This window comes from Planococcus sp. CAU13 (assembly GCF_000775575.1).
GTDB lineage: Bacteria > Bacillota > Bacilli > Bacillales_A > Planococcaceae > Planococcus.
In genome coordinates this window covers 1-6572 of sequence record NZ_JRGN01000324.1, presented here as the reverse complement: position 1 = coordinate 6572, position 6572 = coordinate 1, and the positions used below count along the sequence as shown (strand labels likewise).

Annotated in this window: 7 protein-coding genes; 3 read left to right on the top strand and 4 right to left on the bottom strand. The window is 50.8% G+C overall.

Annotation, left to right across the window (positions count from 1 at the left end):
- Window positions 1–287: 287 nt before the first annotated feature.
- Both KW93_RS15135 and KW93_RS15130 read right to left on the bottom strand, forming a co-directional pair.
- Entirely contained in the window at window positions 288–644 is a 357-nt protein-coding gene (locus KW93_RS15135; RefSeq protein WP_033543882.1) for an FGGY family carbohydrate kinase, read from the bottom strand.
- Window positions 645–681: 37 nt separating this feature from the next.
- Window positions 682–1905: an MFS transporter gene (locus KW93_RS15130; RefSeq protein WP_442956627.1), complete on the bottom strand. Its 1224-nt coding sequence runs from the start codon at window positions 1903–1905 to the stop codon at window positions 682–684.
- 456 nt (window positions 1906–2361) lie between these two features.
- Here KW93_RS15130 and KW93_RS15120 point away from each other — a divergent pair, with 456 nt between their 5' ends.
- The 3 genes from KW93_RS15120 to KW93_RS15110 all read left to right on the top strand — a co-directional run bounded on the left by KW93_RS15120 (window position 2362) and on the right by KW93_RS15110 (window position 5227).
- Window positions 2362–3597 carry a dicarboxylate/amino acid:cation symporter gene (locus KW93_RS15120; protein ID WP_033543879.1) on the top strand — a complete coding sequence of 412 codons (1236 nt, stop codon included), beginning with the start codon at window positions 2362–2364 and terminating at the stop codon, window positions 3595–3597.
- A 69-nt stretch (window positions 3598–3666) separates the two neighbouring features.
- The gene (locus KW93_RS15115) at window positions 3667–4506 is read left to right on the top strand and encodes an aldo/keto reductase (protein ID WP_033543878.1); all 840 of its coding nucleotides are present in this window, start codon (window positions 3667–3669) and stop codon (window positions 4504–4506) included.
- Window positions 4507–4630: 124 nt separating this feature from the next.
- Window positions 4631–5227 carry a histidine phosphatase family protein gene (locus KW93_RS15110; protein WP_033543877.1) on the top strand — a complete coding sequence of 199 codons (597 nt, stop codon included), beginning with the start codon at window positions 4631–4633 and terminating at the stop codon, window positions 5225–5227.
- On the opposite strand, the gene KW93_RS15105 is transcribed toward KW93_RS15110, so the two are convergent.
- Complete coding sequence (locus KW93_RS15105; RefSeq protein ID WP_033543876.1) at window positions 5197–5604, bottom strand: GNAT family N-acetyltransferase; 408 nt, start codon at window positions 5602–5604, stop codon at window positions 5197–5199. The two genes, KW93_RS15110 and KW93_RS15105, sit on opposite strands and share 31 nt — an antisense overlap.
- Complete coding sequence (locus KW93_RS15100; RefSeq protein WP_081987038.1) at window positions 5594–6430, bottom strand: protein phosphatase 2C domain-containing protein; 837 nt, start codon at window positions 6428–6430, stop codon at window positions 5594–5596. The genes KW93_RS15105 and KW93_RS15100 overlap by 11 nt, the downstream gene beginning before the upstream one ends.
- Between the last annotated feature and the right edge of the window lie 142 nt (window positions 6431–6572).

Sequence of the window (6572 nt, the reverse complement as noted above, 5' to 3'; positions counted from 1 at the left end):
ATTTTAATCGCCCGCAAATCTATGAGAATTTCTATACTGCTGAAAATGCGCCTGAAATTCAGCTTACTGTGAAGATTAAAGAAAATATTTCCAGCTGAAAATCCGCTCACCCTCTTCTCCCAACCCCTTAATTTGAAAGAACCCCCGCTCCCGCGGAGGTTCCCTCACAAACTTTGAATATTTTCCGTTGCACGAAAAATATCCTCTCTTTGTTTATTCGTTTTTTACTATTTATCGTTTTTATTCCTTCAGTTTTGCTTTTTATCAGTTATAATTTCGGTTTCCTACTATTCTTCCTGAATGCGCACTGCCTGTTTCGCTGCGCGCGAATCCGCCCAGGTTATGATTCGGCTCAACAGCTCACCTTCCGCTCCGACAGCGATCAGGCTGTGCATCGCCGAGCTGAAAGACACCAGCTTCAGCGACGCCGGATCGATGGCGCTTTTGCGCATTGTCTCGCGGACAGTGACGAGAACGGCGCGAAATATCACTTCCGGATCCTGTTCCGCCGTTAGAGGAGTTGGTGTATGCAACGGATAAAAAATTGCCTCCGAAGCCAAAATTCCCCCTGTTTTATTGAACAGGACGGCTTTTGTCGAAGTGGTCCCGATGTCCACTCCGAGATAATATGCTGGCCCAGCCATGCGAATCCCCCCTTCTTATACTGAAATTATACGCCAATTAAACCGATTTCCATTCCAATCGGTCTCTTGCAGTATGCACATACACCACCAAGACAGCACCGACTGCCAGCATCATCAATGAACCGGCCACAATTACAGGTCGAATCGTGATAACTTCGGCAGCCAAGCCGAAGCTTGCTGTCAGCAGGATGACGAAAACGGCTTCTGCCAGCCCGTAAATGCTGGCAATTCGGCCCATCATGGCGACTGGAACGTTCTCCTGGTAAAAGGTCTGGAAGCCGGTGTTGGCGAAAGCGAGCGCGAAAGCCAGGACAAAAAAGCCGGTGGCCGCTCCGGTGAAATCAGCTGAAAAAGAATAGATAAGATAGCCCGCTGATACTGCCACAGTTCCACCGCCAAGTAAAAATGGCACTTTCAGCCGGTTTCCGAGAATCGATGCCACAAGCGCACCGGCGCCAATCCCAGCGCCCGCAATGCTGACGAGTAAACCGTAATGCTGTTCGCTGAGGCCGAGCACCAGAATCGAAAACGAAGCTTCGAGAGAATCCAAAGCGGTGGCGAGCACCAGAAATGCACTGAAAGTTAAATAGATTGCCGCAACATACGTGTTTTTCCGGCTGAAACCCAGTACTTCGATCCAGTCTTTCTGAATTAGCTTTAAGTTTAAGGTTTCGCCGACATCAGCTGTTTTATTGCCATCGAGATTTGGCAGAATCGCGGTCAGGATCGCTGCAGCGAACAAAGCTGCTGCGTTGGTATACAGGGCAAAATCTGCACTTCCGAAGGCGAGCAGGATTCCACCGACAGCAGGGCCGATGAGAAAAGCCCCGGAATCAGCCAGGCTTCGAAAAGCGTTGAAGCGCTGGCGCTGCGACGGTTTCAACAGCAGCGTCACGTAAGCCATCGACGCCGGTGTAAACATCGATTTCGCAATGCCCAGCACAAATACCGCTGCGTAAATAAGCGCTAATGAATCGAAATGAGGCAATAACATCACCAGCACCGCTCGGGACAAATCGAGTATGATCAGCAGCTTGCGTTTGTTCAGCCGATCAATGAGGCTGCCGGACCAGAAATTCGTGAACAAAGCAGCGAGCGGCACCGTCATATACAGCCCGGCTACTGCCATCGCAGAGCCGTTCGACATCGACAGCACACTCAGGTTAAGGGCAATCAGGTAAATCCAAGCTCCAATATTCGAAATGCCGATGGCCGCCAATAAAATCAGTGGATTTTTCCAATGGTGAAAATTTTTCATAATAAAAACCGCCTCCAAGACTCTTTGTCTTGGAGGCGGTGTCGATTCGCGGTGCCACTCCAGTTTATCGCCATGTCGCCATGCCGATCTCATTAAGTACGGCAGGCAGACAGCGCCTGTTTATACTTTTGCCCGGTAACAGGAGCTCCTGTCACGCCACCCCCTTTAGCGGTTCCGGCGTGCTGCTCAGAGTTTTGGTTCGGCAATCCGTCTTTCCCCTTTTTCAGCTGCCGGGGGTCTCTTGTAAAAAACGGGACTTGCTTACTCTTCTCTTCTTCGCATTTGGTTTTCATTAGGATAACATCGGGCACTATGAGTGTATAGGATAAATTTTTGCTGACAATTGCAAATTCAGGCAAGGCTTTTGACAGCCCTTTGCTCTTGCTCTATCGTAATGGATAATCCCAAGTAATTTCATACGAATTAAGTTATTTGGCAATAATTTTAAGGAGGCCACTTATGAAAGCCTTATGGAGAACTTATTTAGATACATCTTTAATTGTTAAAATCACCATCGCCCTTGTTCTCGGTGTGGCGGTGGGGCTGATTTTCGGGGAAGATGCTGCGGTACTGGCGCCGCTTGGGGATCTGCTGCTCAGCCTCTTGACGTTCCTGATCATCCCGCTGATCCTTTTCACTTTGATGGTCGGCGTCAACCAAAGCCGCCTGAACGACCTTGGACGGATGGGCGGAAAAGTATTCCTCTATTATGTTCTGAGTTCCGCGTTTGCCATCACCGTCGGCCTGGCCGTGGCAAGCCTTTTCCAGCCCGGCACCGGCATGTCGCTGCCGCCGGATGCGACCTTTGATACTCCGGAAAACCCAGGTGTCATAAATGTGCTGCTGAATATTGTGCCGTCGAATATTTTCACTGCCTTTACGGAACTGAATCTGCTCGGCATCATTTTTACGGCTTTCGCGTTCGGTTTGGCGATCGCCTATATGCGCGGCTCTGCTGAATTGGGCGATCTTGGTGAAAATCTTTACAAGACCGTCAATGGGCTGAATGAAGCAACCATCATTATTTTGAAGGTGATCCTTCAATTCGTGCCGATCGGCGTTTTCGCCATCATGGCGGAAGTTGTCGGCAACCAGGGACTCAATACGCTCATGGAACTTGGCGAAATGGTTCTTGTGCTGTACGCCGCCATTGCGGTGCAGATTGTCCTTTATACACTGCTGCTGATTTTATTCAAAGTTAAGCCCGGGTTTTTCTTCCGCCATGCGCGGACACCGATGCTGACGGCATTTGTCACGCAAAGCAGCTCCGGCACCCTGCCGCTGACACTGAATGCTGCACGTGGACTCGGCTTGTCGAAAAGCCTCTACGGTTTCAGCCTGCCGCTCGGTGCGACGGTCAATATGGACGGAGCGGCCATCCGCATAGCGGTGTCCGCCGTGTTTGCCGCCAACCTGACAGGAAATCCGCTGTCGCTGCCGGATATGCTGATGGTGGTGCTGGTCGGTACACTGGCGTCGATCGGAACCGCGGGAGTGCCGGGAGCAGGCATCGTCATGATCGCCACCGTTTTCGTGCAGCTCGGCCTGCCGATGGAAGCCGTCGCGCTGCTGACTGCAATTGACGCACTGGTCGGCATGGGCGCAACGATGCTGAATGTGACAGGCGATCTTGTGGGCACGACTGTCATCGACAAGACGGAACAGAAACGCGCTGCTGCAAAAGCGAAAGCGTGAGACCGTTTCTTTATTGGGGCAGCGGGTATAGTGTAAGACGAAAATTTACGATTTGGAGGTCATCGTCCAATGGAAAATTTAAGTTCTGCAACTGTTCTGCATAATGGCGTCGAGATGCCGTGGTTCGGTCTCGGCACTTCCGGGATCAAGGACGGCGCTGAGACGGCCAATTGTATCCGCACAGCAATCGCCAACGGCTACCGGAGCATCGACACTGCCGCTCTCTATGGCAATGAAACCGGCGTCGGGCAAGGAGTCTACGAAGCACTCAGGGAAACCGGCTTGCCCCGTGAAAATCTGTTCATCACATCAAAAGTCTGGAATTCGGATCTCGGCTACGACTCGGCGCTTGCCGCTTTTGAAACGAGCCTGGAAAAACTGGGCCTCGACTATCTCGACCTGTATATGATCCACTGGCCAGTAAAAGGAAAATATAAAGACGCCTGGCGCGCGCTCGAGAAACTTTACAAAGATGGGCGAGTGAAAGCGATCGGCGTCTGCAATTTCAATATTCACCACCTGGAGGATTTACTGGCGGACGCCGAAATCGTGCCGATGGTAAATCAGGTCGAATACCATCCGATGCTCACGCAGAACGAACTCCATGAATTCTGCAAAGCGCGCGGCATCCAGCTTGAAGCCTGGTCACCGCTGATGAAAGGTGAAATTCTTAACCATCCCGTCATCGAAGAAATTGCGATGAAAACGGAAAAAACGCCGGCGCAGGTCATTTTGCGCTGGGATCTTCAGAACGGCGTCGTCACTATTCCGAAATCCAAAACAGAATTCCGCATTATCCAAAATTCGCAGATTTTCGATTTCGAACTGACCGACGACGACATGGAACGCATTTCCGCACTGAATGAAAACCGCCGCATCGGCGCAGACCCGGATGATTTTGATTTTTGATTTTATTGCTGAAAAAAAGAATGTTAACAGGAAACGCCCTCTTTCTTCTGCCGTTTGGCGGTGGGAAAGAGGGCGTTTTTAGGTTATTCTGAGAATGGAATTATCAGCAAAGGAGTTGAACTGGATGACCACAATCGGTCTCGTCAGACACGGAATCACCGAATGGAATGTGCTCGCCATCGCACAGGGCAGCAGCAATATCCCGTTGAATAAAACCGGCAGGGAGCAGGCAATTGCGCTGTCCGAGCGGCTGGCGGCTGAAGAAGAATGGGACCTTATCATCGCGAGTGACCTCGAACGCGCCAAGGAAACAGCGGAAATTATCGGTTCGAAACTCGGACTTCCCATCAGCCGTTTTGATGCGCGGCTGCGCGAGATGAATGGGGGCCAAATTGAAGGCACCACCGAAGAAGAACGCATTGTGAAATGGGGCGCAGACTGGCGCTCGCTCGACCTTGGGATGGAAACACGGGAAGATGTCGCGGAGCGCGCATCCGCAGCTTTGCAGGACATAGTGAAAGATTATCCCGGCAAACGGGTGCTTGTCGTGAGCCACGGTGGACTCATCGGGCTGACGCTCCGGTCGCTGCTGCCGGAGCAATTCAAGAAAACACTGCTTGATAATACATCCATCACCATCCTGAAAAATATCGAGGGTGCCTGGCAATGTCCGCTTTATAATTGCACACGTCATTTGGAAGGCAAAGTTTTCACACAATAAAATCGTTCGCGGCCTGGGTATTTTTCGCCCAGGCTTTTTACGTGGAAGCCGATATTCCGATAAAAGCCGACTGCGTCTTCATCTGTTTCCGCGAAAATTTCTTTGATGGCATGAAGTTTAATGACTTCTTCGATCATCCGGACGCCGACGCCTCTTTTCCTACCGCTGTGAGCTACGGCGATATGCCGAATTTCACAGCGGGAACCTGTTTTCATTTCGATGCCGATAAATGCTTCTTCTTTAAATAAGTAGAGAAAGCGAGAAGAGTTTGTTAAATATTGAGCATATTCCTCTTCAACTTTTTCTGCCGCCATTGCGGAAACCATGGTTTCTTTAAGTTGCGGATCTGGTTTACCTGCTGCCGCTTCACTCAGCATGCCAACTATCCTCTTTCGTTACAGTCTGCTGATTGCTGGCATACAAAGGCCGTTCAGCAATCTCAACTGTCCAGGAAATGACCGTGACACTGTCGCGCACACCCTTCTCCTGCACCGTGGCCAACAGATTCAGGAGACCTGTTTCTTCATTGCCCCCTTCGAATTCCCGGTAAATATCCACCGCCTCCGAATAAGGCTCACCCGGACATTCCGTCAGGCCATCCGTTGCCAGCAGGATCTGATTGGCGCCTTGCCTCAATTCGCGCAAGCCGCTGCTGAAACTCGGCACCGGCTGGTCAAAACTGTTGTTGCGTCCGATCCATTCATAGAAGTGTCGCTGGTTTAATTGGTATTGGCCCATTGCCGCGAGTTCAGGGTGAAACAGATACAGCAGGCAATCGCCGACGGAAAACCAATACAGGTGCTTGCCTTTCCGGATGGCAATCAAACAGGCCGTTTCTCCTTGAATTTCGCGGCACGTCGCAAGGAAATCCTTTTGCCGGAAAATTCGCAGCAGCAACGCCTCGAGGCTCTGGAAAAATTCAAAACTGACGTCCATCTTGAGAAATCCTTTGATTTCCTCCTGATGCGCGAGAACCTGCTCCATGACGACTTCAGCGCTTTCCGCCGTGTCGTGGGCATCCATGATCATCGCAAATTCCCAGTCCTCTTCCGCGTTTTCCCACGCCAGGCAGGCATCTTCGTTCTTCGTCTGACCCGCTGCCGAATTGCCGCCGAACCGCCCGACTGTCATCTTTCGCATCTTCCAAAGATCCGGCTGATCGACAAAATGCTCCTCACTGCCGACCCAGTCAAATTCCTCCATCTGCCCCACATCCTCTTTCTAATATTCTTACAATTATAGAACATCCGGCTGGTGCTGGAATACTTTTTTGAAATTTATCTAAATAAAACCGGCGGGAATGGGGCGAATTTCGATTTGAGGTGCGGCTTGAACCATTTGGGGT